The following is a 25,166-nucleotide window of genomic DNA, read 5'->3' as shown; positions in this document are numbered from 1 at the left end:
GTGTTCAGCGTGTCTCAGGGCTCTGTCAGCGCCGGACAGGGCCACGCCAGCAATTCGGCCAGGCGGCTGACGATCCAGGTGGCCTCACAAGGCGCCAGGCCGGCCTCGCCGCTGGAAAGCCCGGCATGGATGCGCCGCAGAATTTCTGCCTCCGACGGGGCCTGCACGTGGTACAGCGTTTGTGCGTGCTCCACCAGGTGGTTCGCCAGGTCTTCGCACAGCTCGTAGCGCTGGCGCAGGGTGTCAGCGGTCTCGCGCAACCGGCCGCGCGCATCGGCGTAGAGCGCGATGAAGCTTGGCGGGACGAAGATCTGGTTGTCGTGTTCCTGCATGGCCGTGCGGGGGCGTGCGTGGGGCGTCAGTCGGGCGTGAACAGGCGCTCGAATTTTTCGCAGTCGGCGTCCAGCTCGAAGCTCACCAACTGCCCCATCTTGCCGTCGCTGGCGCGGCAGGCAGCGAACAGCGTGGCCTTGCCGCCAAAATGAAAATCTTCCAGCACGATGAGCGCGTACGGGTAAGGCACAAACACCTGTACGTCAAACACGTCGCGGTGGCGGTTGCGTGGCGAGGGAAAGAGCTTGTAGCCGGGAATGTCGATTGTCTGGGTGGCCATGGGATACCGTTACAGTGGCGGGCAATGCTACACACTAATTTTGCGGGACGCGATCATGGCCACGCGTGACAAGAATGCCTGGGCACTCAAGGTACTGGCGCTTGTCAAGGCCGGCAACCTGCCCGCTGCCCTGGCGCAGACGCAGGTGGCGCCGTCGGAGGGCGATATCGTGCGTTTCCAGGGACTGCTCGCCGCTTTGCCCGCCACCCCGCCGTTGCGCCAGTTCGCCGAGCAGGTCGAAGAAGCGCGCCAGCTCATGGCTGCGCCGCGCCTGCACCGCTCGCCTTGATGGACCGCCACCCCGCCATGAACCCCATCCACATCACCATCCAGACCGAGGACTTTGATCTGAGTGCCGAGGTCGCCGCGCTGCGCCAGCACGATGGCCGCGTGGGCGCGGTGTGCAGCTTCGTTGGCACGGTGCGCGACCGCAACGGCCCGGAGCATGGCGTGGCAGCGATGGAACTGGAGCACTACCCCGGCATGACCGAGCGCTCCATCGAGGCCATGGTGCACGAAGCGTTTGCGCGCTTTGACATTCTGGGCGCGCGCGTCATCCACCGTGTCGGGGTACTGGCGCCGCTGGACCAGATCGTGCTGGTGGTGGTGAGCTCGGCGCACCGGGGCCAGAGTTTTCAGGCCTGCGAATTTTTGATGGACTACCTCAAGACCCAGGCGCCATTCTGGAAGAAGGAAACCACGCCGCAAGGCGCGCGCTGGGTGGATGCGCGGGTCAGCGACGACGCGGCGTTGGCGCGCTGGGGTATTGAGGCCAGCAACGCAGGGCGTTAGGGAGCCGCCCTCAAGCGGCTCGCCGCAACGCCTGCGGCCACGCGTCACCCTTGCTGGGGGCGCACCGACACGGTGTCGCTGTAGACGGGTGTGATGCGGCCGTCGATTTCCACGCGCAAGGCGCCGCGTGCGTCCAAGCCACGTCCTATGCCCGACTGCATGCCGTGTGGGCCGCGCACGCTGAGGGGCTTGCCAGCCAGCCAGTCCATGTGCGCGAAGTCCTTTGCAAAGGGGGCCAGGCCCTCTTGCTCGAAGCGCAGCAGCCCAGTGCGCAGCCCCTCAATGACGCACGCCGCGAGCGCGTTGCGGTCGGGCGGCGTGCCGCCGCAAAGCGTGGCCAGGTCGGTGGCGGGCTGGTCGAGCTGGCTGAGCACGGCGGGTGACAGGCGCACATTCAAGCCCACCCCTACGCGCACCACGCTCGGGCCATCGTATTCGCCGCTGACCTCAATCAGGATGCCGGCCAGCTTGCCTTGGTCGGTCACCACGTCGTTGGGCCATTTGAGCTGTAGCCCGGGTACCCCGGCACGGGTCAGCGCCTGCACCACGCACACGCCCATGGCGATCGAGAGCCCCGACAGCACCGCCGGGCCGCCAGCAAAGTGCTTCAGGCACGACAGGGTGATGCCCAGCCCCGGCGGCGAGAGCCAGCCGTGGCTGCGCCGCCCGCGCCCGAGGGTTTGGCGCTCGGCCAGGACCACCGTCAGGTCAGCGGCATCGGGCAGGAGACGCGCCAGTTCGTCCTGGGTCGAATCCAGCTCCCAGTGCAGGTGGACGGGCGAACCGGGGGCCGTACCCAGTTTGGAGGCGATCGATGGGAGGTCCAGCAGCTGCAGGGGCCATGGCATCCGGTAACCGGCGCGGCTGCGTGCCTCGATGGGCAAGCCCATGGCCCGCAAGGCAGCGATCTGCTTCCAGACAGCCGCCCGCGTCACGCCCAGGTGGATGGCGAGTGCTTCGCCAGACACAGCGTCGCCGGCGGCCAGTTGGCTCAGAAGTGCTCTGGCGGGCGGTTCAGGTGGCATGCGCCGAGTGTGCACCAACGCAAAGGAGCCGACGGTGGGTGAATGAAGTTCGAGGCCTGCGTCCGGCCTGCTGAGCGATCCGCAAGAGGTTATTGGAATTAAAAATCAATAATTACGTAAACTAAAAATTATGATAAATGTTTACAATACGGCGGTGGCATGCAGCGCATGCAGTTCGTGCCGACAGGGTTGCGCAGTGTGTGCTGCCCCTATATCCATCACCATTCAAGAGGAACCGATGTCTCAAGATCTCTCCAGTGCTGTCTCCGCGCCCGTGTCGCGCCATTCCAATGGGGTGCGCCAAGTGGCCCTGATTCTGGGCGGTACGGCGGTGCTGGCCGCTTCGTCCTACGTCAGCATCCCGATGCAGCCGGTGCCGGTGTCGCTACAAACCTTTGCGGTGCTGGTGGTGGGCGCCCTGTACGGCTGGCGCCTGGGCGGCCTGACCGTGTTGGCTTGGCTGCTGGAAGCGGCTCTTGGCATGCCCGTGCTGGCGGGTGGCAAAGGTGGGCTGGCTCCCTTCTTTGGCCCGACGGCAGGCTATTTGCTGGCCTTTCCGCTGGCGGCCATGCTGATGGGCTGGCTCGCCGCGCGTGGCTGGGATGGGGCCCATCCGCTGCGTGCATTTTGGGCCATGCTGCTGTGCACCACCTTGATTTTGCTGATGGGTGGCACGTGGCTGGGCGCGATGATCGGTGCGGCCAAGGGCTGGCAGTTGGGCGTGCTGCCCTTCCTGGTGGGCGATGTCGTCAAGTCGGCCCTGGGCGCTGCCACGCTGGCAGTGTGGCACTCGGCACGCAGCAGGTTGCCGCGCACGTGACGGTAGCACTGCGCGCCCACCATCTGCTGTGCATGCTGACGTACGTCGGCAAAGGCTACAGCGCTGAATTCGTGCACAACTTCGATGGTCTCGCCAGCCGCCTGGCCGTTGGCGAGGAGGTGGCTCTGGTGGAAGGGCCGGATGCAATTTGCGCCCCTCTGTGCGAGAGCGAGGGGGCCTGCGCACATTGCCACGGGGCAGGTGTGCGGGCGCGTGACCAGCGTGCGGCGCAAGCGCTGGCGCCATTGCTGGGGGTGCCAGTGGGCGTGGGCAGCCGCTTGCGGCTGGATGTTGGCTTGTTGGCACGCCTGCGCACGGCGTACGCCAGCGGGGATATTCGTGGTGCGTGTGCGGGCTGCGCGTGGGCCGATTTGTGCGCTCGCATTGCATCAACTGGCTACGAAGGTGTGCGCCTGCACATGCCGAAGGCGGCTGTGCCGCTGTGATGGGCAAGCCGCGCAGCCGCATCCCGGTGCAGTTGCTGCAAACACCTCGGCAAGCGCCGGCCGATATGCCCAGCCCTGCAACAAGGGTACAAAACGCAATGCCCAAGGCCACTTCAATGCCTGGGTGGGCTACAAGCGGCCCCTGGAGGGGGCTTCTGATAAAGAGCGTTCTTCAACGCCTCACTGGCCATCGAAAATATGCGCATAGGTCTCGCGCAGCGCCTTTTTCTGCACTTTCCCCATCACATTGCGCGGCAATTCCTTGACGAAGAACAGCCGCTTGGGCACCTTGAACCCGGCAATCTGGGCCTTGACGGCTTCGATAAGGTGTTCGGCGTTCAGCCGCGCTCCGGGCTGAGGCACCACCACCGCCACCACGCCTTCGCCGAAGTCGCGGTGCGGGCAGCCGATCACGGCCGATTCGACCACGCCGTCGATCTCGTTGAGGTAACTCTCGACCTCGGCCGGGTAGACGTTGTAGCCGCCGGTGATGATGAGATCCTTGCTGCGGCCGACGATGGTGACGTAGCCGTTGGCGTCCACCTGGCCCACGTCGCCCGTGCGGAACCAGCCGTCGCTGGTGAATTCCTTGGCAGTGGCTTCGGGCATGCGCCAATAGCCCGGAAACACGTTCGGGCCGCGCACCTCGATTCCCCCGACTTCGCCCACGGCGCAGGGGTGCTGCTCCTGGTTCATGCAGCGCAGCTCTACGCCAGGTAATGGGCGACCCACGGTGCCGGCTATGCGCGGTCCATCGGCCTCGTGGTAGGGGTTGGACGTGAGCATCGAGGTTTCGCTCATGCCGTAGCGTTCCAGGATGGTGTGGCCGGTGCGTTCCTGCCACTCGCGGAAGGTATCGACGAGCAGCGGCGCCGACCCGCTGATGAACAAGCGCATGTGCGCACAGCGCTCGGGTGTGAGTGCGGCCTCCTGCAGCAGCCGGACGTAGAGGGTGGGAACGCCCATGAACACGGTGGCCTGTGCAAACCATTCCAGCGCCTGCTGGGGTTTGAACTTGCTCATCCAGAGCATGGTGCTGGCGTTGAGCAGCGCGCAATGCACGGCAACGAACAGGCCGTGCACATGGAAGATCGGCAGGGCATGGATGAGCACATCGCCCGGCTCCCAGCCCCACAGCGCGTGCAGCGTCTGCGCGTTGGAGCTGAGGTTGCGGTGTGTGAGCTGTGCGCCCTTGCTGCGGCCCGTGGTGCCGCTGGTGTAGAGAATGGCGGCGACGGCGTCGGCTGGCACGTCGCGGATGGCGTGGTCGGTGCCCTGGCTCTGCGCTGCGTCGATCAGCGTGCCTTGGCCGTCGGCCCCCAGCGTCGCCACATGGGGCACGTTCAGGCGCGCCGCCAGTTCGCCCAGGGCTTGCGCCTTGGCCGGGTCCACCACGAACAGGCGGGGCTCGGCGCTTTCAAGAAAGTAGCTCAGTTCGGCCGCTTGGTAGGCCGTGTTGAGCGGCACATAGACCACGCCCGCGCGCAGGCAGGCGAGGTAAAAAATGAGCGCTGGCACGGATTTTTCCACCTGCACCACCACGCGCTCGCCAGGGGCGACGCCCAGGCTTTCCAGCCAGCAGGCCATGCGGGCCGATTGCTGGTCCAGATCGGCGAAGCTGTAGCGCGCGCCATCGTCGGTCTGGATGGCGGTGCGCTCCAGGTGTTTGCCAAAGGCGTTGCGGAACAGGGCGTAGAGGTTGTGTGAAGGCATGGCTGTGGGAGGCGGTTCTGTGGAAATCAAGCGGCGGGTTTGAGCAACCGCTTGACGGTGGAGGAGTAGCTGACCTTTTGCTGCGCAAACTGCTCGTGGCGCGCCTCCAGCTCGGTGACTTCGTAGAGGTAGTTCACCATCAGTCCGAACGATTGCTTGAGGCCTTTGCGAGAGAGGTCGGCGGCGAAATTGATGCGCTCCAGGCGGGCGCCGTTGTCCAGATGAAAGCGCGCGACCGGATCGGCCAGGGGTGCATGCGATGCGTGGACCAGGTAGTGCGCGCACAGGCTGGCAAAGTCGGCCTGCAGGGCTTTGTCCATCTGCTCCAGGCTTTCGGCCGTTGGCGTGCCATGCTGCGCGATCCAGTCTACCGCGCGTGCGCGCGCACCGACCCAGGGGTCCTCAGCGGGCGGTGCTTTCGCCAGCCAATGCGCCAGACCTGGCACCGGCGAGAGGGTGCAGAAGGTTTTGAGCTGGGGCAGTTCGAGGCGCAACTGGTCCACCACCTTTTTGATTAAAAAGTTGCCCAGCGACACGCCGCGCAGCCCTGGTTGGCAGTTGCTGATGGAATAGAACACCGCGGTTCTGGCGTTGGCGGGCAGCGGTGCGTCGGGCTGCGCGGCGATCAGCGGCGCAATGGCGTCGGCCATCTCGCTGACCAGGGCGACCTCCACGAAAATCAAGGGCTCGCCGGCCAACTGGGGGTGGAAGAACGCATAGCACCGGCGGTCGGTCTGCACGCGGCGGCGCAAGTCGTCCCAGCCGGCGATGGCGTGCACTGCCTCGTGCTGAATCAGCTTTTCCAGCAGCGCAGCGCTCGATTGCCAGTCCACGCGTTCGAGCCGCAGGAAGCCGGGGTTGAACCAGGAGCTGAGCAGGTGCAGAAAATCGGCATCCACCGCCGCCAGCTCGGGGTTGCTTTTGCGCAGCGCAAGCAAATCGTTGCGCATGGACAGCAGCATCGCGGTGCCGCCCGGGGCGCGATTGACGCGGCGCAGCAGCTCCTGGCGCGGCGGCTCGACCACCGCCGTGAGGGCGGCCAGGTGTTCGGCCGTCGGCGCCTTCGCATACTGCGTGGCAGCGTTGAGCACGGCATCGGGGGCCGGAGCAAAGCCGGTGGCAAGCGCCGCGAAAAAAGCCTCGCGCCGCGCGGGTGGTAGCGCCCGGTAGCCTTCAATGACTTGCAGGGCCAGGTCGTACACATTGGCCTGGCCCCGCTCTGAAAGCAGCCGGCGGCACGCCTCGACCAAGGGCTTGATGGCGTGGTCCGTGCGCGCTTTCTGGGCGAGTCGCAGCAATTGTTCGAGCATAGGTTTTCAGTCCTCCTTACCCCATCAGTGCTTTGGGCAGCCAGGTGGCAATTTCGGGCACCACGCACAGGATCAGGATGGCCACCACCATGCACAGCATGAACGGGAACGCTCCTTTGAGGATGGTGGGCAGGCGCACATCGGGCGTGATGCCGTTGATGACGAAGAGATTCAGGCCCACCGGCGGCGTGATCAGGCCCAGCTCCATGTTGATGGTGAGCACCACGCCAAACCAGATCGGATCAAACCCCGCCGCGGTGATCACCGGCATGAGGATGGGCGTGGTCATCAGGATGATGGCGGCCGGAGGCAAAAACATGCCGGCGACCAGCAGCAGCAGATTGACGGCGGCAAGGATGAGCCAGCGGTTGGCGTGCATCTCGCCGATCGCCTGCGCCACCGACTGCGTGACCTGCAGCGAAGACATCATGTAGCCGAACAGGATCGAGGTGCCCATGATCAGCATCAGCATGCCCGACTCGCGCAGCCCATCGCGCAGGATGGACCACAGGTCCATGGGCCGCCACACGCGGTAGATCACGATCACCATGGCCAGGCACAGCGCAGCGCCCACGCCAGCGGCCTCCGAGGGCGTGGCGATGCCGCCATACAGCGCGTACACCACGCCAACGATGACGGCCATGAGAGGCAGCAGCCGGGGGACCAGTTCGAACTTCTCCTTCAGGCTGTAGACGCGGTTGGCATCGACCAGCACCGTGCCGCGCTTCCAGCTGAGGAACAGCGCCCAGGCCATGAACAGGCCGGTCAGCAGCAACCCAGGCAGGACGCCCGCGAGAAACAGCCGGCCGATCGAGGTTTCCGACGCGATGCCGTAGAGGATCATGGTGATGCTGGGCGGAATCAGGATGCCCAGCGTGCCTCCGGCGGCAATGGCGCCCGTGGCCAGATCGGCGTCGTAGCCGCGCTTGCGCATTTCGGGGATGCCCATCTTGCCAATGGCCGCGCAGGTGGCGGGGGACGACCCCGTCAGCGCCGAGAACAGCGCGCAGGCACCGATGTTCGAGATCACCAGCGAGCCCGGAATGCGGTGCAGCCAGCGCGACAGCGCTTCGTACAGATCGCTGCCAGCGCGTGAACTTGCGACCGCCGCCCCCATGATGATGAACATCGGCAGCGACACCAGCGTGAAGTCGCTCAGGCCGGCAAAAATGGTCTCGGGCACGAAGTTGATGCTGCTCCAGCCATCGAACGCGACCATGAACAGCAGGGCGACTGCGCCCAGGCCGAACGCAATCGGAATGCCCGTGGCGAGCACCAGCACGGTGACGACAAAAATCAGCAGCCCAATGGTGAGTGCGCTCATGAGGTCTCCGCGGGGTTCAAAGCACGTCTTCGGGCGAGAGGCCGAAGGGGTGGGCGCGCTGCGTCAGCACCATCCACAGCTCGGCGAGCAGCTGCAGGCAGAGCAGGGCGAGGCCGACGGGCACGGAGAGGTACGGTATCCAGACCCGCGCCCGCCAGATCGATGAGGTGGTCTGGCCCGAAACCCAGGTTTCGTACCACCAGGGCACCGCGGCGTAGAGGAAAAAACCGCAAAAAACCAGCGCGATCAGCGTGCCTAGGATGTGCAGCACGCGGCGCATGGGCGTGCCTGCCATCAGCGGCAGCACATCGACCGCGACGTGGCCTTGCGTGAGCAGGATGTAGGGCGCGCCGATGAAGGTAGCGGCCACGATCAAATACATCACGAACTCGGTCTGCCACACGGAGGACTGGTGCAGTACCGTGCGCACGAACACCATCTGGCACACCACGATGACCGAGAGCAGGATCATGCCCGCGGCCGCCACACCGAACAGACGCGAAGCCCCGCCCACCGCGGTGACCCACAAGGGCGCCGGCGCGGTGGAGCCCCTGGGTGCGGACGCGTTACTTGACACTCAGCGCCTTCTCGATCAGCTCTTTGCCGCCGGGCACCTTCTCGGCAAAGTTCTTGTACGAAGTTTTCTGGGCGACGGCGCGCCAGGCGTCGGCCTCGGCCTCGGTCATGGTGACGACCTCGACCTTGTTGGCCTTGAAGGTCTCGACCATCTTGTCGTCCATCTTTTTCGACTCGCCCTCGAAATAGTCCTCTGCCTTTTTCGACGCCGCCATCAGCGCCTTCTTCTGCGCGTCGTTCAGCTTGTTCCAGCTTTTCAGCGAAATGAGCACCGGCTCGTACATGAACCACAGGCCGTTGTCGCCCGGCGCGGTGATGCACTTGACCTGTTCGTACAGGCGGAAGGAGACGAAGCTGCCGGTGGAGGTGTCGGTGGCGGAGATCACGCCCTGCTGCAGCGCGTTGTAGACCTCGCTCGACGGAATGGCCACCACCGAGGCCCCTGCGCCCGCCCACATCTGCGAGAACGTGGCGCCCGCCGAGCGCACTTTCAGGCCTTTGGCGTCGTCGGGCTTGCGAATGCATTGGTCTTTGCTGGCAAAAGCACCGGCCAGCCAGGCGTCGGCCAGCACCTTGACGCCGCCCTGTTCGATGACGGCCTTGATGTCCTTCATGAAATCCGAGTCGTTGATGCGCCGGGCGTGCGCGTGGCTCTTGACCAGGCCTGGCATCAGCGTGGCGCCGAACTGCGGGTGAAAGCCCGAGGCGTAGTCGAGCGGGAACGAGGCCATGTCGATCTGGCCCGTGAGCATGGCTTTCCATTGCTCCTGGGGTTTGACCAGGCTGGAGCCGGGGAAGACCTTGATGACCATGTCCACCTTGGCCGCCGCCACGTCGCGCGCCATCATCTGCACCATTTCGTCGCGCACGTCGCCCTTGCCGCCCGGGAACTGGTGCGACAGCTTGAGAACCGTCTCGGCCTGTGCTCCGCTTGCCAGTACGAGGGCCGCCGCCGCCAGGGCGTGGGTCAAAGGGCGAAAAAAGGGCTTGGTCATGGTGTGTCTCCACTGCCTTGCGGCGGTTTGTTGTATAAAATTTTCGTCATGTTATATGTATCATCCTGACGATACGCCTAGGAATTACCCCAGCACCGCCGCCGCAAGCCCCCATGTCCACCCTTTCCGTCTCCCAGACCCGAAGCCGCGTCCAGCAGGTGCGTGACCAGTTGGAGGACGACATCGTGAATGGGCGCATGCGCCCCGGCGAGCAGCTGCAGATCGAGGAGTTGATGGCGCGTTTCGGCGTCTCGCGCACGCCGGTGCGCGAAGCCTTGCAACAGCTCGAAGCCAGTGGCCTGGTCGCCGTGCAGCCCAAGCGTGGCACGTTCGTGGCGCAGATCGGCATTGCCGAGCTGATCGAGATGTTCGAGGTCATGGCGGAGCTCGAAGCCCTGTGCGCGCGCCTGGCGGCACGGCGTGCGACGGCCGGCGTGCTGCACGAGATTGAAGCCGCGCTGGCGGAATGTGCAACGCAGTGCGAAACCCAGGACATCAACGCGTACTACTACGCCAACGAGCACTTCCACCAGCGCATTTACCAAGCCTGCGGCAACGCTTTCCTGGTGCAGCAGACGCTGGCGCTGAAGAACCGGCTCAAGCCCTACCGCCGCCTGCAACTGCAACTGCGCAACCGCATGGGCCAGTCGCTGCAGGAACACCGTGAAATCGTGGCCGCCTTGCAAAGAGGCGACGGCGAGGCCGCGGCCCAGACCGCGCGCCAGCATGTGCTGGTCCAGGGGCAGCGCTTTAACGACTTGTTGTCGCTCGCCAGCACGGCGCTGAAGACCCCCGCGCCTCTGGCCTGGAGTGCAGCGGCGACCGCGCCGGGCACCTGACAGCCGCTGCCCTGAAAAAAATAGGGCCTAAATGGGTTCTGGCGCAATGCTGTAAAGCGCTGGCAGCTATTGAATTGGTAGTGAGTGCGCGCCCTCCTGGCTTGCACAAAGCATGACGTGGCGCAAGCCCTCGGTGCGTGGACAGCTTGAAATACGTTCGACTCCGCCCCACGTGCCCAGCAATCTGGAGGAACACACCCATGCGTCTCGACAAACTCACCACCAAATTTCAGGAAGCCCTCTCCGATGCGCAATCGCTTGCGCTGGGGCACGACAACGCCTACATCGAACCCGTGCACCTGCTGGTCGCCATGCTGCGCCAGGACGATGGCCCGCGTGCGCTCCTCGAGCGTGCCGGCGCCAATGTGCCCGGCCTGCTGGCGGCGGCCGAGGCTGCCGTCAAGCGCCTGCCGCAGGTGACGGGGCAGGACCAGGTCCAGGGCGGCCCCGAGCTCGGCCGCGTGCTGCAGGCGACCGAGAAAGAAGCCATCAAGCGCGGCGACAACTTCATTGCCAGCGAACTGTTTCTGCTCGCGCTGCTCGATAGCAAGGGCGATGCGGCCCGCATTGCCAAGGAAAACGGCCTGTCGCGCAAAAGCCTGGAGTCGGCGATCGATGCCGTGCGCGGCGGCCAAAAAATGGACAGCGCCGAAGGCGAAGGCCAGCGCGAAGCGCTGAAGAAATACTGCATCGACCTGACCGAGCGCGCTCGCGCCGGCAAGCTCGATCCGGTGATTGGCCGCGACGACGAAATCCGCCGCGCCATCCAGGTGCTGCAGCGGCGCACCAAGAACAACCCGGTGCTGATCGGCGAGCCCGGCGTCGGCAAGACGGCCATCGTCGAAGGCCTGGCGCAGCGCATCGTCGCCGGCGAGGTGCCCGATTCGCTCAAGGGCAAGCGCGTGCTCTCGCTCGACATGGCGGCGCTGTTGGCGGGCGCCAAGTTCCGCGGCGAGTTCGAGGAGCGCCTCAAGGCCGTGCTGAACGAACTTGCCAAGGACGAAGGGCAAACCATCGTCTTCATCGACGAGCTGCACACCATGGTGGGCGCCGGCAAGGCCGAGGGCGCGATGGACGCGGGCAACATGCTCAAGCCCGCCCTGGCGCGCGGCGAGCTGCACTGCGTGGGCGCGACCACGCTGGACGAATACCGCAAGTACATTGAGAAAGACGCTGCGCTGGAACGCCGCTTTCAGAAAATCATCGTCGGCGAGCCCACGGTGGAAGCGACCATTGCCATCCTGCGCGGCCTGCAGGAGCGCTACGAGCTGCACCACGGCGTGGAGATCACCGACCCGGCCATCGTGGCTGCTGCCGAGCTGTCGAACCGCTACATCACCGACCGCTTCCTGCCCGACAAGGCGATTGACCTGATCGACGAAGCGGCGGCCAAGATCAAGATCGAGATCGACTCCAAGCCCGAGGTGATGGACAAGCTCGACCGGCGCCTGATCCAGTTGCAGATCGAGCGCGAAGCCGTGAAGAAGGAGAAGGACGAGGCTTCGCAGAAGCGCTTTGGCCTGATCGAGGAAGAGATCACGTCCTTGCAAAAGGAAATCGCCGATCTGGACGAAATCTGGCAGTCGGAGAAGGCCCAGGCCCAGGGCAGCCAGCAGGTGCGCGAAGAGCTGGAGCACGTCAAGCTGCAAATCGAAGAGCTCAAGCGCAAGGGCGACTTCAACAAGGTGGCCGAGCTGCAATACGGCAGGCTCCCCGAGCTGGAAAAGCAGCTCAAGGAAGCGCAGGACAAGGAATCCGGCGCGGGTGCCCATACGCCCAACCGGCTGCTGCGCACCCAGGTGGGCGCCGAGGAAATCGCCGAAGTGGTGAGCCGCGCCACCGGAATTCCGGTCTCCAAGATGATGCAGGGCGAGCGCGACAAGCTGCTTTTGATGGAAACCAAGCTGCACGAGCGCGTGGTGGGCCAGGACGAGGCGATTGCCGCCGTGGCCAACGCCATCCGCCGCTCCCGCTCGGGCCTCTCGGACCCGAACCGCCCCACGGGCAGTTTTCTGTTCCTCGGCCCCACGGGCGTCGGCAAGACCGAGCTGTGCAAGGCACTGGCAGGCTTCCTGTTCGACAGCGAAGACCATCTGGTTCGCATCGACATGAGCGAATTCATGGAGAAGCACTCGGTGGCCCGCCTGATCGGCGCGCCGCCCGGCTATGTGGGCTACGAAGAAGGCGGCTACCTCACCGAAGCCGTGCGCCGCAAACCGTACGCGGTGCTGCTGCTCGACGAGGTGGAAAAGGCGCACCCGGATGTGTTCAACGTGCTGCTGCAGGTGCTGGACGATGGCCGCCTGACCGATGGCCAGGGCCGCACCGTGGACTTCAAGAACACGGTGATCGTGATGACCAGCAACATCGGCTCGCACCTGATCCAGGCGATGGTTGGGCAGGATTCGGACGACATCAAGGAGGCGGTCTGGGGGGAACTCAAGAACCATTTCCGACCCGAATTCCTCAACCGCATCGACGAGACGGTGGTGTTCCACGCGCTCGACGCAGCGCACATCGAGGCCATCGCGCGCATTCAACTGCAAATTCTGCAGGCGCGGCTGGCGAAGATGGAGCTGGAACTGCAGGTGTCCGAGACGGCCATTGCCGAGCTCGCCAAGGTGGGGTTCGACCCGGTGTTTGGCGCGCGGCCGCTCAAGCGCGCCATCCAGCAGCGCATTGAGAACCCGCTCTCCAAGCTCTTGCTGGAAGGCAAGTTCCTGCCCAAGAGCGTGATTGCCGTCGATGTCGATCCGGTGCTGGCGCCGGGGGTGTTCCATTTCAGCGGGAAGTCGCAAGCGGACGGCGCGCCGAAGTGATATTAAAAAGATAGCTTCTAGCGCTTACTGCATAAGCGCTAGCGGCCGTTTTTGCTAATATTTTATAAAAATTTACCGAAAGCCGTTTTGGACCAAGTGTTGAACCGACTTGCCAGCTGGCTGCTGCGCGCCGTGGTCCTTGTGGCCGGGCTGGTGGTGTTTCTTAGTCTGCTGACCGCCGTGCTGCTGTTGGCCGCTTTGTGGGGCCTGCGTGCATTGTGGGCGCGCATCACGGGCCGGCCGGTGGTTCCCTGGGTGATGGGCGTCGACCCGCGCAGCGCCTGGCGCGCAGCAGCAAGCCGCGGCGCCTGGCGCCGGCAGGGCCAGGCAACGGCCGAACCCGAACAGCCGCCGACACCGCCGCAAACGGGTGCCGCCGGCCCCTTGATGCGCCCGCTGCCCGGCACCGACGAGGTCACCGATGTGCAGCCGCGCCCGCCGCGTGCGCCTAAAGACGATTGAGGCGTTTCCCCTAAGCAGCGGCAAAGCCCCGCCACTATGATGCAACGATGACTTCCACCGACCTGCGCGCCCTGTTCGACACCCAGTACCAAGCCAGCCGCGAGCATGTGGCCGTGCCCCTGGTGGTGCGCCGCGAGCGCCTGCTGCGCATGCGCAAACTCCTGGACGAACACAGCGGCACGCTGGCGGCGGCGGTCGAGGCCGATTTCGGCGTGCGCTCGCAGCGCCTGACCGAAGTGGCCGACATGTTCGTGCTGCACACCCTCATTGGCCACACGCTCAAGCACCTGGCGCGCTGGAGCCGGCCGCAAAAGGTGCGCACGCCGCTGTACCTGCTGCCGGCGAGCGCCCGCATCGAGCGCCAGCCGCTCGGCGTGGTGGGTGTTATCTCGCCCTGGAACTACCCCATTCAACTGGCCCTGGCGCCGGCCATCACGGCGCTGGCCGCCGGCAACCGGGTGATGATCAAGCCCAGCGAGCTCACGCCGCACACGTCGGCGCAGCTCGATCGCCTGCTGGCCCAGTTCTTCACGCCCGATGAGGTCTGCGTGGTGCAGGGCGACGCGGCCGTGGCCAGCGCCTTTGCCGCGCTGCCGTTTGACCACCTGGTGTTCACCGGCTCCACGGCCGTGGGCCGCAAGGTGGCGCAGGCGGCCGCCGCCAACCTGACCCCCACCACGCTCGAACTCGGCGGCAAGTCGCCCTGCATCATCGATGCGGATTGCCGGCTCGAAGACGCCGCCCTCAAGATCGCCCACGGCAAGCTGCTGAACGCCGGCCAGACCTGCATTGCGCCCGATTACGTGCTGGTGCCGCGCGGCAGCGAAAGCGCTTTTGCCGACGCCTACAAGGCCGCGGTGGCCAAGCTGTTCCCGACGATTGCCGGCAACAAGGATTACGCCTCGATCATCAGCCCGCGCCACCTCGCCCGTCTGCGCACCATGCTGCAGCAGGCGCAGACGCAGGGCGCGCAGGTGCTGTCCATGGACCCGGCGCCGGGCCAATCCGTGGCGCCCGCCTCGGCCGTGCTCGACGGCGCCACCAGCCGCCAGATGGCGCCCGTGCTGGTGCTGGGCGCCACCTCGGCCATGCAGCTGATGCAGGAAGAAATCTTCGGCCCCATCCTGCCCGTGATCTCGTACGACCGGCTCGACGACGCCGTCGCCCATATCAACGCCGGCCCGCGCCCATTGGCGCTCTACTGGTTCGGCAACAGCGACAGCGTGCGCGACGGCGTGCTGGCGCGCACCGTGAGCGGCGGCGTCACCGTGAACGACACGCTGATGCACATTGCCCACGACAACCTGCCGTTTGGCGGCGTGGGCGACAGCGGCTGGGGCGCCTACCACGGGGAGCAGGGCTTCCTGCGCTTTTGCCACCAGAAGTCGGTGCTGATCCAGTCGCGCTGGTCGCTCGGCTCGGTGTTCTACCCACCGTATGGCGCGCGGCTTGACAGCACGCTCAAGTTGTTGCGCCGCATCATTTAGGCGTTTCGGAGGAACAGCGGGCGTGTGACCCTGGCGCGCGCAGGCCCACGCTGGGGAGGGAAAACCCGTTTGCGGCGACAATGCCGCTCCTTTTTCAATTTCCGTTGTCCGTTTCGGTTGGTTTTTTCATGTCCAGTATTCAGGTTCGTCCCGCCACGCTTCGCGATGCCAAAGCCATCGCGCAAATCCATACCATCGCCGCGCAACAGGCCTACCAGGGCATCGTTCCCGACGAGCAGCTCAAGTCCCTCTCGGTGGAAAAGCGCCAAGCCTATTGGCGCGAAGCCATTGAGTACTGCGAGCCGCAGGTGCAGGTGGCGGTTGAGGACGAAAAGGTGATCGGCTTTGTCGGCTACGACCGTTCGCGTGACGAAAAATCGCGCCCGACCACCGGCGAAATCTGGGCCATCTATGCCGCTCCCTCGCACTGGGACAAGGGCGTGGGCCTGGCACTGTGGGACGCCGCCCGCGACGGCCTGCAGGAAGAGGGCTGCACCAACGTCACCGCCTGGGTACCGCTGCGCAACGAGCGCGCCATCCGCTTTCACGAACTCGCCGGCTTCAAGCGCGAAATGTCCACCGCCAAGACGGCCGTGGTCGGCAGCGTGAAGATCGAGGAAGTGCGGCTCAAGCGCGCCATTGCTGGCTGATGGCCGGCTGATTTCCTTCTGTTCACCGAGATCTTTCTTTTAATGACCCCTGCTTCTGCCAGCGACGCCGCCCCCACCATTGCGTGGACCACTTCCAAGGGAGTGGCTGCCAGTGCCTCCTGGCACAGTGAGGCCGGGGTGAGCGCGCCGCGCCGTGTGGAGCTGGCGGACGACACCCTGAGCGCCGACAGCGCCTACCGCCTGGCGTGCGCCGGCACGGGGATGCTGTGGCGGGGCGACTTCCAAAACGCCCGCCAACTGCTGCAGGCACTGGCACGCCGCGCGGACAACAAGCCTGCCAAAGCGGCGGCCCGTGCGGCAGCGAAGGCGGCGGCCGCCAGCCCGCAAGAGCGTTTCAACCTGCACCGCCAGGCGCAGTCGCAGCGCGCGCGCACCCTGGGCACGCTGCTGATCGCCCTGGAGCCCGACTATTCGATCGCCCTGCGCCGTGCACCCGACTGGCGTGCTGCCATTGCCGAGGCCTGGGGCCCTGCCACCGGTGAGCCCACCGTCACCTCGCTGCGCGAGCTGCTGGGCGTCGTGGGCGCACACGAATGGCGCAAAACGGGCGTCGAGATCCCCGTGCTGGGCGAGGTGCCGGGCAACCGCATTCACCCGCACTACGGCGTGTTTTCGCCGATTCGGGGCGAATACCTGGACCTGGTGGCCCAGCAGCCCTTGCCTGACGATACGTCGCTGGCCTTTGACATTGGCACCGGCACCGGGGTGCTGGCCGCCTTGCTGGTGCGCCGGGGCGTCAAGCGGGTCGTGGCCACCGAAAACGCACCACGGGCGCTTGCCTGCGCAAAAGACAACCTGCAGCGCCTGGGCCTGACCAAACAGGTGGAGCTGCACAGCGCCGATCTGTTCCCACCCGGCCGCGCGCCGCTCATCGTCTGCAACCCGCCCTGGCTGCCCGCGCGCCCCGCGTCGCCGCTGGAGCACGCCATCTACGACGAAGGCAGCCAGATGCTGCGCGGTTTTCTGACGGGCTTGGCGGACCACCTCACGCCGGGCGGCGAAGCCTGGCTGCTGCTGTCGGACCTGGCGGAGCACCTGGGCCTGCGCTCGCGCGAGGCGTTGCTGGGCTGGGTCGCCGCCGCCGGCCTGCAGGTGCTGGGCCGCAGCGATGTGCGCCCGCACCACGCCAAGGCGCAGGACGCGAGCGACGCCCTGTATGCGGCGCGCTCGGCCGAGGTGACTTCGCTCTGGCGGCTGGCGGTCGCCGAATGAAGAACTCCTGAATTTGTAGCTGCTAACGCTTACTGGATAAGCGCTAGAGACCAATTTGGCACTAAATTTCGTGTCTGCCGCAACCCCGCCTTTGCTGCTGCTGGCCCCGATGGAGGGGCTGCTCGATTTTGTGCTGCGCGACATTCTGACCCGCGTGGGCGGCGTGGACCGCTGCGTCTCCGAGTTCATTCGCGTCACCGGCACGCTGCTGCCCGACAAAGTCTTTTATCGCTACCTGCCGGAGCTGCACCACGGCGGCCGCACGCTGGCGGGCACGCCGGTGCGCGCGCAGTTGTTGGGCTCCGACCCGGTGAGCATGGCGGACAACGCCGCCGCCCTGGCGGCGCTCGGCCCCGAGGGCATCGACCTCAATTTCGGCTGCCCGGCCCGGGTGGTCAACCGCCACGGCGGCGGCGCCTCGCTGCTGCGCGAACCTGAGCGCATTGCCGAGGTGGTGGCAGCGGTGCGCCGCGCCGTGCCGGCGGCCATGCCGGTCTCTTGCAAGATGCGTCTGGGCTACGACGATGCGGCGCTCTCCGTCGCCTGTGCGCAGGCCATGGCGGACGCTGGCGCCTGCGAGATCGTCGTGCACGCGCGCACCAAGCAGGACGGTTACCGCCCGCCCGCGTACTGGGAGCGGATTCCCGCCATCCGCGCGGCGGTGCGCGTGCCGGTGGTGGCCAATGGTGAAATCTGGACGGTGGCGGATGCTGTTCGCTGCCGCGATGCCTCGGGCTGCGAGGCGCTGATGCTGGGGCGGGGCATGGTGGCCGATCCGGGCCTGGCGCTGGCACTGCGCGCGCATGAAAGCGGTGCAGCCCCCGCCTCTCTGCCCTGGAGCGCGCTGGTGCCGCATCTGCTCGAATTCTGGGAGCTGGTTTGCGCCCAGCTCGAACCGCGCCAGCGCGCCGGGCGGCTCAAGCAGTGGCTCAATTTGCTGCGCCGGCGCTACCCCGAGGCCCAGCAGGCCTACGACACGGTGCGCGTGCTCACCGAACAAACCGCTGTGGGCGCGGCGCTGGTGCACATGGCCGACGTGGCGCGCAAGTGAGGTTTCACAGCAGGTGATCGGGCGCCAAGGGGCCAAGCAGGTTGATCAGCAAGCGCAGCGGGAAGCTGGTGTCGGGCTCCGAACGCGTGTCCTCCAGATCGCTGCCTGCGGGTGCGTGCCAGATCAGACCCTGCGCGTCTTGCTCCACATGCCAGGCCAGGTCACGCATGCCGGTTTCAATCTGCTTGCTGGCCACGGCTGAGAGCTTGCGGCTGCGGATCAGCAAGGCGATTTCGGTGTTTTGCAGCTCCGAGCGCAAGTCCAGGTTCATCGAGCCAATGGCCAGCAACTGGCCGTCCATGACGAGAAACTTGGAGTGCAGCATGGCGCGGGAGCTGCCCGTGACGCCGCTGCCCGAGCCCAAGAGGCTCCGGGCATTGCGCAGCTCTCCCTGCTCGCTGCGCATCTCGTAGAGCTCGACGCCCAAATCGAGCAGCGCCTTTCGGTGGCCCATGTAGCCGGCATGTGCAATCGGTGCGTCGTTGGAGGCCAGTGAATTGGTCAGCACCCGCACCCGCACGCCGCGCGCACGCGCATCCTGGAAGGCCTGCATGATGCGTTTGCCCGGCACGAAGTAGGGCGAGACGATGAGCAGTTCGCGCTTTGCCTGGCCCATGAGCTGCAGCAGGCCGTCCACCACCGTTTCACCCTGGAGTTCGGATGGCCTGGTGGCCTGCTGCGCCACAGGAGTATTGGATTCGCCATCGGCGTTGCCCGCAGCCGGTGGGGGCTGCCTGGTGGGCGCAGCGCCTTCGCGGGGCGCTGGGCCCGGACTGCTTTCCGCGGCGATTTTGGCCGGCTCGTCGGCCAGCACCACGGCCGGCGCCCAGACAAAGTGGGCGTGCGCCAGGTCCATCGCCTCGAACTGTTCGGCGTGGCGCTTCTGGACCTCTTTAACGTCCTGCTTGGTCACGGTCCTGGCGGTCGGCGTGGCCGCCGAAGCCGGCGCCTCTGTCGCTCTTGCCGTTTTCGCCTGCTTCACCGTCTGGGCCTGCGCCTGTGTGGCATCGTCCGCGGGGTCGTCGGCCTGGGCGGCGTCCTCGGCGCGAACCTGCTCGCGCATCTGCAGCAGTTCCTTCTTGCTGATGAGCGAAGCCACCGGGTAGGCGCGCTGGTTGTTCCAGTAGGTGTCGAAGCTGCGCGAGAGGTCGGCCACGATGGGGCCGGCGGCCAGTACGTCGAGATCGACGAAATTGCCCACCTCGGCGTTGCCGAAATACGCGTCGCCCAGGTTGCGCCCGCCCGCCACGCCCATGGCGTTGTCGGCGATGAACAGCTTGTTGTGCATGCGCTGCTGGGCACGCGAAAAGTCCATCACGGCACTGAAGATGCGGCCCACCTTCGACGCGCGCGGTCCGGCCACCGGGTTGAACATGCGCATCTCGATGTTGGGCTCGAAGGCCAGGCGCATCACCTGCGCGTCGCGCCCGGTGCTGTGAAAGTCGTCCAGCAGCACGCGCACGCGCACCCCGCGCCGCGCCGCCTTCACCACAGCGCGCAGCAGGCGCGCCGTGCTGGCGTCGGCATGGATGGCGTAGTACTGCAGGTCGAGTGTCTTTTCCGCCGCTTCGGCCAGCGCCAGGCGGCTGCCGTAGGCGTCGTCCGGGCCGTTGAGCAAGCGAAAGCCCGAGCTGCTGCGGGCCTGCGCCTGTTGGCGCTGTTGCTGTACGCTGGTGCTCAGTGAGGTCGCGGCAGGCGTGGCCAGTGCGTGCGAGACCGGTCGCGCAACGTTTTCAGGCAGACCCGAGCATGCGCTGAGCAAGCAGAGCAGGCCAAGGCTGGCGAGGTGGGAGCGAAGCGTCATGGCGTTGGCGGCACGCGGCGCCGGCGAAACACCGGTTTCAGGCCTTCGGCCCGCGCAACCCGGTGCAAGCGTAGCCGGTGGGCCGGTGTTCACGCGTCAGACGCCGCGCCGGACGCAGCGCGGCGCCCGCCTACCAGCTCGCTTCGCGGTCCGGCGTGGAGCTGATGCGGTGGATCGACAGGTCGGCCCCGTCGAACTCCTGTTCGCGCGTCAGGCGCAGGCCCATCGTCGCCTTGAGCACGCCGTACACCACCGCCCCGCCCATCAGCGCCCAGACCACGCCCAGGCCCGTGCCCAGCAGCTGCGCGCCCAGAGCCACACCGCCCAGACCACCCAGCGCCTTGCTGCCGAAGATGCCGGCCGCAATGCCGCCCCAGGTGCCGCACAGGCCGTGCAGCGGCCACACGCCCAGCACGTCGTCGATCTTCCAGCGGTTCTGCGTGAGCGTGAACATCGAGACAAATACCACCCCGGCCACGGCGCCCACCACCAGCGCGCCCAGGGGGTGCATGACGTCCGAGCCCGCGCACACGGCCACCAGGCCGGCCAGGGGCCCGTTGTGCACAAAACCGGGGTCGTTCTTGCCCATGGCCAGTGCGGCCAGTGTGCCGCCCACCATGGCCATCAGGGAATTGACCGCCACGAGGCCGGAGATTTTGTCGAGCTGCTGCGCGCTCATCACGTTGAAGCCAAACCAGCCGACGATGAGAATCCAGGCGCCCAGGGCCAGAAACGGAATGTTCGACGGAGGGTGGGCCGAGATCCCGCCGTCCTTGCGGTAGCGGTTGGCGCGCGAGCCCAGCAGCAGCACGGCCGGCAGTGCAATCCAGCCGCCGACGGCGTGCACCACAACGGAGCCGGCAAAATCGTGGAACTCGGCGCCGCTGACGCGGGCGATCCAGGCCTGAATGCCCAAGTGGCCGTTCCAGGCGATGCCCTCGAAGAACGGGTAGACAAACCCGACGATGGCAGCGGTTGCGATCAGTTGCGGCCAGAACCGTGCGCGCTCTGCAATGCCACCCGAGATGATGGCGGGGATGGCCGCCGCAAAGGTGAGCAGGAAGAAAAACCGCACCAGGCCGAAGCCGCTTTGCTGCGCCAGTTGGTCGGCGCCCACGAAAAAGTGCTTGCCGTAGGCGACGCCGTAGCCGACCAGAAAATAGACCACGGTAGAGACCGAGAAATCGACCAGAATTTTCACCAGCGCATTCACCTGGTTCTTTTTCCGCACCGTTCCCAGTTCCAGAAAAGCAAAGCCTGCGTGCATGGCCAGCACCATGACGGCGCCCAGCAGAAGGAAAAGGGTGTCAGTGCCCTGGCGTGTGGCGTCCATGGAGTCCTTTGGTGCGGCAAGTGGGGAAACACGGCGCCAAAAAGGCGCCATGCACACTTTTGAGCAAAAAATGCGCCAGGCTGGAGCAGCCTTTGGGCGCCGGATCTGCACCGCAATCGAACGCACATGCACCACCGGTGTGCGCGCCCGCACGACCCTGGGGCAAAAAGGCAGGCACCCTTGCGGGGCGCCGGCATTGCTATCGAAAAAATAGCTTTTAGTGCTTACCGCATAAGCGCTAAGAGCAGTTTTTCCTTATTTTGCTGCTGCACGTGCTTGTGCCAGCCAGCTGTCAAACGTCTTCTGGTGTGCCTTGATCCAACCCTCGGTGTGGCGGTCGATGTCGGCGGCGGTGTTTTCGCCCTGGGCCATGCGGTTGTTCTGCGCGTTGATGTCGTTGATCGACAGCTTCATCGCTTCAAACAATTTGCCGGCGGCGGGGTTCTTCTCCACAAAGGCCTTGTTGGCCACGATCTGCTGCTTGTTCACCACGAAACCATAGTTCTTGCCATTGGGCAGTTTGGTGTCGAGGTTCGCTTGCGCACCGGGCAGCGAGGAGAACGGTACCTCCAGCCAGACCACGTCCTTGCCGGGCTTGAGCTGCGCGCTCACCCAGTAGGGCGTCCAGGTGTAATAGAACACTGGCTTGCCAGCCTTGAAGCGGGTGATGGTGTCGGCAATCAGCGCCGAGTAGCTGCCCTGCTGGTGCGTGACGGTGTCCCGCAACTTGAAGGCGGTGAGCTGGTGCTCGATCACGGCTTCGCAGCCCCAGCCCGGATTGCAGCCGGTCAGGTCGGCCTTGCCGTCGCCGTCGGCGTCAAACAGCTTGGCGATTTTCGGATCTTTGAATTGCGCGATGTTGGTGATGTGGTATTTGTCGGCCGTCTTCTTGTCGATCAAGTAGCCCTGGGCCGCATGGTCCGAGTACACGCCCTTGCGCGAGAGCTTGGCATCGCCGCCGGCGTTCTTGTAGAAATCGGCGTGCATGGGGTTCCAGTGGTCGGCCATGAAGGTGGCGTCCCCATTGGCAATGGCGATGTGGGCCGTGGGGTATTCCACTTCCTTGATGGGCTTCACGTCGTAGCCCAACTTTTCCAGTGCCTTCATGACCAGCTCGGTCTGGAAGGTTTCCTCGGCGATCGAGCTCTTGAGCGGCTGGACCTCGATGCCCTTGCCGGGCATGGATTCGGTTGCTACGGCGGTGCCAGCCAGGCCGAAGGCGAGCGCTGCGGCAGCGACCAGGCGATGGGCTTTGAAAGCTTGGGTATGCATAGATGTCTCCTTGCGGGTGAAAAAACAGGGGAGGTCGTCACCCGCGTGCGGATGAAGAGTAGGTGAGCTCGGTCTGTGGATCTGTGGCGGCAGGTGCTGGTGTGGACTTGGCAGGGCGCACCAGGCGCAGCACCAGTCCTGCCGGGCCGGTCTGCCACCAGTGGCGCACACCGCGGCGCGGCTGGCCCATGGCCTGGGTGATGCGGTCAAGCGTGATGGCCAGCAGCACGATGCCCAGGCCGCCGACAGTGGCCAGGCCCATGTCGAGGCGGCCAATACCGCGCAGCACCATCTGGCCCAGGCCGCCGACGGCGATCATGGAAGCGATCACCACCATGGAAAGGGACAGCATCAGCGACTGGTTGATGCCGGCCATGACGGAAGGCATGGCCAACGGCAATTGCACCTTGAGCAGCATCTGCATCGGCGAAGCGCCATAGGCACGCGCCGCCTCGATCAGGTCGGGCCGCACCTGGCGGATGCCCAGGTTGGTCAGGCGCACCAGCGGCGGCAGGGCAAAGACGATGGTGACGATGACGCCCGGCACGTTGCCAATGCCAAACAGCATCACCACCGGCACCAGGTAGACAAAGGCCGGCGTGGTCTGCATGGCGTCCAGGAAGGGCCGCATGATGCGCTGCGCCTGATCGCTCGAAGCCAGCAGGATGCCCAGCGGCAGCCCGATGACGACGCAAAACACCAGCGAGGTGAGCACCAGCGAGAGCGTCACCATGGCCTCGGGCCAGATGCCCAGCATGGCCACGATCAGCAGCGAGACCACGGCGCCGATGGCAATCAAGCGCCCGGCAAACTGCCAGGCGAGCACGCCGAGGAGGGCAATCATGGCCAGCGAAGGAATGCTGGTCAGCAGGCTCTCCACACAGTTGAGCGTGCCGTCGATGGGCACGCGCACGGTCTGAAAGAACGGCCGAAAATTCTGCACCACCCAGGCCAGGGCGTGGTTGATCCAGGCCTCAATGGGCAAGGAGCCATCCCAGAGCTGGTGCAGTGCAAAACCGGTGTGGTGGCCTGCGGCGCTGGCCTGTGATGCCAGTGCGTCTGCCGTGTTGGCGGGGGCGTCCAGCCAGCCGCTGGCGGCTGCCGGGTCGGGTGTTGCCGTGGTCACTCCCCAGGCATCGGCGCCAGGGGGTGTGGATGCCGTGGCTGCAGGCGCTGCGGCAGTGTCCCAGGGGGAGGGCATTGCGGCTGCGGCATCGCTGGCATTCGCCCAGGGGTTGGTGTCCGTTGGCGGTGCGAGAGGGGTGTCTTGCGCTGCTTGCGCCAGCAGTACGGTAACTGTGGATGCGTTCATGGGGTGTCCTTCAGACCGCCACAGCGGCAACTTGCGCGCTCGAAGCGGCTGGCGCTTCAATGTGCGGGGTGTCACGGTCGAGAAATTTGAGCAGCGTGGTCTTGCTGATCACACCTGCCAGGCGACCGCCTTCCTGCAGCACCGGCACGGCGCAGGGCGCATGGGCGACCTGGCCAAACAAGTCGGCCACTGGAGCCTCCGCGGCAATCGGTTGCAGGTTGGAGAGAAACGCGTGCTGCAATCCAAGTGGCCCTCGGTGGCCGTCGAGCGCATCGCGCAGCGATTCGGCCGATACTGTCCCCAGGTAGCGGCCTTTGGGATTCACGATGTAGGCAAAGTCGCGGTCGTCGTTCTCGATGAGCTTGAGCGCGGCGCGCGAGCCGCGGTCGGTATGCTCGGAGACGATGGTGAGCGGTTTGCGCACGATGTCGCCAGCTTTGAACACTGCGGCCGCGTCCACTCCGCGCACAAAGCTGCGCACGTAGTCGTTGGCCGGGGCGCGCAGGATTTCGTCGGGCGTGCCCACCTGCACCACATGGCCGTCTTTCATGATGGCGATGCGGTCGCCAATGCGCATGGCTTCGTCCAGATCGTGCGAGATGAAAACGATGGTGCGGCGGCGAATCTCCTGCAGGCGCAGCAGCTCACTCTGCATCTCGGTGCGGATGATGGGGTCGAGGGCTGAAAACGCCTCGTCCATCAGCAAAATCGACGGGTCGGAAGCGAGCGCGCGTGCCAGTCCGACGCGCTGCTGCATGCCACCCGAGAGCTCGTCGGGGTAGCTTGCGCCCCAGCCGGCCAGGCCCACCAGCTCCAGCGCCTGCGCGGCCTGGCTTTGGCGCTCTTCGCGTGCTACGCCGGCCAGCTCCAGACCGAGCGCGGTGTTGTCCTGCACCGTCATGTGCGGCATCAGCGCAAACGACTGGAACACCATGCTGATGTCCTTGCGGCGCAGGGCGCGCAGAGCTGCGTCCGAAAGCTTGGCCATGTCCACGCCATCGACCAGGATGCGGCCGGCGGTGGGCTCGATCAAGCGGTTGAGCATGCGCACCAGCGTTGATTTGCCGGAACCCGACAGCCCCATGACGACGAAAATCTCGCCTGGCTCAATGGTGAAATGCGCATCGAATACGCCAATCGACTGGCCGGTGCGCGCAAGGATCTCCGCCTTGCTGCAGCCCTGGCGCACCAGCTCCAGAGCAGCCTGCGGTGAATCGCCAAATACCTTGAAGGCGTGCTCAATGGTGACTTGTTTGGCCATGGTGGGATCTCCTCGTGTCGGAACCCCGC

Annotated in this window: 24 protein-coding genes; 11 read left to right on the top strand and 13 right to left on the bottom strand. The window is 65.7% G+C overall.

The features are described 5' to 3' along the window. Positions 1-14: 14 nt before the first annotated feature. Both D3F03_RS07595 and D3F03_RS07590 read right to left on the bottom strand, forming a co-directional pair. Complete coding sequence (locus tag D3F03_RS07595; protein ID WP_119108791.1) at positions 15-332, bottom strand: hypothetical protein; 318 nt, start codon at positions 330-332, stop codon at positions 15-17. Positions 333-358: 26 nt separating this feature from the next. After that, on the bottom strand, positions 359-613 hold the full coding sequence (locus tag D3F03_RS07590; RefSeq protein WP_119108790.1) for a hypothetical protein: 255 nt from the start codon (positions 611-613) through the stop codon (positions 359-361). A 55-nt stretch (positions 614-668) separates the two neighbouring features. On the opposite strand from D3F03_RS07590, the gene D3F03_RS07585 reads away from it, so the two are divergent. Together D3F03_RS07585 and D3F03_RS07580 are read left to right on the top strand one after the other, a co-directional pair. Next, positions 669-902 carry a hypothetical protein gene (locus D3F03_RS07585; RefSeq protein WP_119108789.1) on the top strand — a complete coding sequence of 78 codons (234 nt, stop codon included), beginning with the start codon at positions 669-671 and terminating at the stop codon, positions 900-902. After that, on the top strand, positions 902-1,405 hold the full coding sequence (locus D3F03_RS07580; protein ID WP_425453099.1) for a molybdenum cofactor biosynthesis protein MoaE: 504 nt from the start codon (positions 902-904) through the stop codon (positions 1,403-1,405). Before D3F03_RS07585 ends, D3F03_RS07580 begins: the two co-directional genes overlap by 1 nt. Positions 1,406-1,449: 44 nt before the next feature. Here D3F03_RS07580 and D3F03_RS07575 read toward each other — a convergent pair whose 3' ends face one another. Further along, positions 1,450-2,430, bottom strand: a complete 981-nt coding sequence (locus D3F03_RS07575) for a biotin--[acetyl-CoA-carboxylase] ligase (RefSeq protein ID WP_119108788.1) — start codon at positions 2,428-2,430, stop codon at positions 1,450-1,452. Positions 2,431-2,668: 238 nt separating this feature from the next. Between D3F03_RS07575 and D3F03_RS07570 the strand changes: the two genes are divergently transcribed. Then, on the top strand, positions 2,669-3,250 hold the full coding sequence (locus D3F03_RS07570) for a biotin transporter BioY (RefSeq protein ID WP_119108787.1): 582 nt from the start codon (positions 2,669-2,671) through the stop codon (positions 3,248-3,250). Beyond that, positions 3,247-3,696 carry a DUF1284 domain-containing protein gene (locus tag D3F03_RS07565; protein WP_119109441.1) on the top strand — a complete coding sequence of 150 codons (450 nt, stop codon included), beginning with the start codon at positions 3,247-3,249 and terminating at the stop codon, positions 3,694-3,696. The genes D3F03_RS07570 and D3F03_RS07565 overlap by 4 nt, the downstream gene beginning before the upstream one ends. 180 nt (positions 3,697-3,876) lie before the next feature. Here D3F03_RS07565 and D3F03_RS07560 read toward each other — a convergent pair whose 3' ends face one another. The 5 genes from D3F03_RS07560 to dctP are packed head-to-tail and all read right to left on the bottom strand — an operon-like array spanning position 3,877 to position 9,614. Next, positions 3,877-5,409: a malonate--CoA ligase gene (locus tag D3F03_RS07560; RefSeq protein ID WP_119108786.1), complete on the bottom strand. Its 1,533-nt coding sequence runs from the start codon at positions 5,407-5,409 to the stop codon at positions 3,877-3,879. A gap of 26 nt (positions 5,410-5,435) precedes the next feature. Beyond that, positions 5,436-6,719: a malonyl-CoA decarboxylase gene (locus D3F03_RS07555; protein ID WP_119108785.1), complete on the bottom strand. Its 1,284-nt coding sequence runs from the start codon at positions 6,717-6,719 to the stop codon at positions 5,436-5,438. Between the two features lie 16 nt (positions 6,720-6,735). Then, positions 6,736-8,043 (bottom strand): TRAP transporter large permease, encoded by a 1,308-nt coding sequence (locus D3F03_RS07550; RefSeq protein WP_119108784.1) that lies wholly within the window; start codon positions 8,041-8,043, stop codon positions 6,736-6,738. Positions 8,044-8,059: 16 nt separating this feature from the next. Next, on the bottom strand, positions 8,060-8,620 hold the full coding sequence (locus tag D3F03_RS07545; protein WP_199665428.1) for a TRAP transporter small permease subunit: 561 nt from the start codon (positions 8,618-8,620) through the stop codon (positions 8,060-8,062). Beyond that, the gene (gene dctP / locus D3F03_RS07540; RefSeq protein WP_119108783.1) at positions 8,610-9,614 is read right to left on the bottom strand and encodes a TRAP transporter substrate-binding protein DctP; all 1,005 of its coding nucleotides are present in this window, start codon (positions 9,612-9,614) and stop codon (positions 8,610-8,612) included. Before dctP ends, D3F03_RS07545 begins: the two co-directional genes overlap by 11 nt. 113 nt (positions 9,615-9,727) lie before the next feature. Between dctP and D3F03_RS07535 the strand changes: the two genes are divergently transcribed. The 7 genes from D3F03_RS07535 to D3F03_RS07505 all read left to right on the top strand — a co-directional run bounded on the left by D3F03_RS07535 (position 9,728) and on the right by D3F03_RS07505 (position 18,155). Continuing rightward, positions 9,728-10,453 carry a GntR family transcriptional regulator gene (locus D3F03_RS07535; protein ID WP_119108782.1) on the top strand — a complete coding sequence of 242 codons (726 nt, stop codon included), beginning with the start codon at positions 9,728-9,730 and terminating at the stop codon, positions 10,451-10,453. A gap of 200 nt (positions 10,454-10,653) precedes the next feature. Next, complete coding sequence (gene clpB / locus D3F03_RS07530; RefSeq protein ID WP_119108781.1) at positions 10,654-13,272, top strand: ATP-dependent chaperone ClpB; 2,619 nt, start codon at positions 10,654-10,656, stop codon at positions 13,270-13,272. 99 nt (positions 13,273-13,371) lie between these two features. Beyond that, positions 13,372-13,734: a hypothetical protein gene (locus D3F03_RS07525; RefSeq protein ID WP_245960540.1), complete on the top strand. Its 363-nt coding sequence runs from the start codon at positions 13,372-13,374 to the stop codon at positions 13,732-13,734. A gap of 47 nt (positions 13,735-13,781) precedes the next feature. Further along, positions 13,782-15,221 (top strand): coniferyl aldehyde dehydrogenase, encoded by a 1,440-nt coding sequence (locus tag D3F03_RS07520; RefSeq protein ID WP_119108779.1) that lies wholly within the window; start codon positions 13,782-13,784, stop codon positions 15,219-15,221. Positions 15,222-15,349: 128 nt separating this feature from the next. After that, positions 15,350-15,871 carry a GNAT family N-acetyltransferase gene (locus D3F03_RS07515; protein WP_119109439.1) on the top strand — a complete coding sequence of 174 codons (522 nt, stop codon included), beginning with the start codon at positions 15,350-15,352 and terminating at the stop codon, positions 15,869-15,871. Between the two features lie 42 nt (positions 15,872-15,913). Beyond that, on the top strand, positions 15,914-17,104 hold the full coding sequence (locus D3F03_RS07510) for a methyltransferase (protein WP_119108778.1): 1,191 nt from the start codon (positions 15,914-15,916) through the stop codon (positions 17,102-17,104). Between the two features lie 109 nt (positions 17,105-17,213). Then, complete coding sequence (locus tag D3F03_RS07505) at positions 17,214-18,155, top strand: tRNA dihydrouridine synthase (RefSeq protein WP_119109438.1); 942 nt, start codon at positions 17,214-17,216, stop codon at positions 18,153-18,155. Positions 18,156-18,159: 4 nt separating this feature from the next. Here D3F03_RS07505 and D3F03_RS07500 read toward each other — a convergent pair whose 3' ends face one another. The 5 genes from D3F03_RS07500 to proV form a co-directional block, all read right to left on the bottom strand. Further along, the gene (locus D3F03_RS07500; RefSeq protein ID WP_119108777.1) at positions 18,160-19,959 is read right to left on the bottom strand and encodes a phospholipase D family protein; all 1,800 of its coding nucleotides are present in this window, start codon (positions 19,957-19,959) and stop codon (positions 18,160-18,162) included. Positions 19,960-20,089: 130 nt separating this feature from the next. Beyond that, on the bottom strand, positions 20,090-21,292 hold the full coding sequence (locus D3F03_RS07495; RefSeq protein ID WP_119108776.1) for an ammonium transporter: 1,203 nt from the start codon (positions 21,290-21,292) through the stop codon (positions 20,090-20,092). Positions 21,293-21,547: 255 nt separating this feature from the next. Further along, complete coding sequence (gene proX / locus D3F03_RS07490) at positions 21,548-22,564, bottom strand: glycine betaine/L-proline ABC transporter substrate-binding protein ProX (protein ID WP_119108775.1); 1,017 nt, start codon at positions 22,562-22,564, stop codon at positions 21,548-21,550. 37 nt (positions 22,565-22,601) lie between these two features. Beyond that, on the bottom strand, positions 22,602-23,876 hold the full coding sequence (gene proW / locus D3F03_RS07485) for a glycine betaine/L-proline ABC transporter permease ProW (protein WP_245960539.1): 1,275 nt from the start codon (positions 23,874-23,876) through the stop codon (positions 22,602-22,604). Between the two features lie 10 nt (positions 23,877-23,886). Beyond that, positions 23,887-25,137 carry a glycine betaine/L-proline ABC transporter ATP-binding protein ProV gene (gene proV, locus D3F03_RS07480; protein WP_119108774.1) on the bottom strand — a complete coding sequence of 417 codons (1,251 nt, stop codon included), beginning with the start codon at positions 25,135-25,137 and terminating at the stop codon, positions 23,887-23,889. Positions 25,138-25,166 lie beyond the last annotated feature (29 nt).

This window comes from Simplicispira hankyongi (assembly GCF_003570885.1).
In the GTDB taxonomy this organism is placed as follows: Bacteria; Pseudomonadota; Gammaproteobacteria; order Burkholderiales; family Burkholderiaceae_C; genus Simplicispira; species Simplicispira hankyongi.
Note: the sequence above shows the minus strand (reverse complement) of the source record. Positions and strands in the feature narration are given on the sequence as shown.